The following is a 1,312-nucleotide window of genomic DNA, read 5'->3' on the forward strand; positions in this document are numbered from 1 at the left end:
TGAACCGTCCCGGGATTGTCGGAGACCTAAAACTCTGAGACAATACCCTTATGAAAAGCAAACAATACCCAACAGAAGTTAAGACACGAGCTGTCGAATTATTGATTGAATCACAAAAAGATTATCCCTCACTGTGGGCGGCCATCCAAGCCATCGCACCTAAATTTGGCTGCACGCCCGAAACCCTACGTTCATGGCATCAAAAGCACCTAGCTAAGCAAAATCCTGTGACCGTTAGCACTGAAAGCCAAGCGGCTCGTATCGCTGAGCTTGAGCGAGAAATCAGAGAACTCAAACAAGCGAACGAAATTATTCGCAAAGCAGCCGCTTTTTTCGCCCAGGCGGAGCTCGGCCGCCCACACAAGTGATGGTCAAATTCATCGACGATGAAAAAGAAAAATATGGGGTCGAGTCGATTTGCAGGATACTGCCAATCGCCCCATCCACCTACTATCGCATCAAAGATGAGCAGGATAACCCAGAAAAGCAATGCCGACGTAAACAAAGCGACAAACATCTCATGGCACAAATCAAACAGATTTGGCAAGCCAGTGGCTGTCGTTATGGCATTCGTAAAGTCTGGCATAAGCTTAAGCAAGATGGTCTGCCCAAATTAGGTCGTTGCACGGTTGAACGCCTGATGAAACAGCTAGGCATACAAGGCGTATGGCGAGGCAAAGGCAAAATCACCACTAAGCAGAGAGACGACCAAGACAAGCCTGCTGACTTGGTCAAACGTAACTTCAATGCAGATGCCCCAAACAAGCTGTGGGTGGCTGACTTTACCTACATTAAAACTAAATCAGGCTGGGTCTATACTGCCTTTGTCATTGACGTGTTCAAGCGAGTTATCGTGGGTTGGAAAGTATCCAATCGCATGGATACCCAATTAGTGCTTGATGCGTTAAATCAAGCTCTTGATGCTCGTGGCAGACCAAACGGAGTGATTCACCACAGCGACAAAGGTAGCCAGTACCTGTCGATTAAATATGGCGAACGGCTGAAACAGTCTAAGCTTGCTGCATCGGTTGGTACAACTGGTGATTCTTACGATAATGCCCTAGCTGAAAGTGTGAATGGGCTGTATAAAGCGGAGGTGATTGATTATTTGAAACAGGAATGGGAGGGTGTGAATGATGTTGCGCTAGCAACCCTTGATTGGGTACACTGGTTCAACCATGAACGATTGCATTCTACCAATGGATATGTATCGCCTGTTGATGCAGAAAATATCTACTATTGTTCATTAATCCCGTCAGGCTATGCTGCCTGACTCAAGCAAACCTGTCTCCGATAAAACCAGGACGGTTCA

1 protein-coding gene and 1 other annotated feature are annotated in these 1,312 nt (G+C 46.6%); the gene reads left to right on the forward strand.

From position 1 onward, the window contains the following. The first annotated feature begins 50 nt into the window (after positions 1-50). Positions 51-1,273, forward strand: a protein-coding gene (locus ACH0AB_RS11800; protein ID WP_406878260.1) for an IS3 family transposase whose coding sequence is annotated in 2 segments (ribosomal slippage) — positions 51-327 and positions 327-1,273 — 1,224 coding nt in all. Because the reading frame shifts where the segments join, the coding sequence is not laid out codon by codon here. Then, positions 326-442: a sequence feature (AL1L pseudoknot), on the forward strand. (Overlaps the previous gene by 117 nt.) Positions 1,274-1,312 lie beyond the last annotated feature (39 nt).

Origin of the sequence: Moraxella sp. 179-F 1C4 NHS (assembly GCF_045370505.1) — a bacterium.
Classification (GTDB): Bacteria; Pseudomonadota; Gammaproteobacteria; order Pseudomonadales; family Moraxellaceae; genus Faucicola; species Faucicola tetraodonis.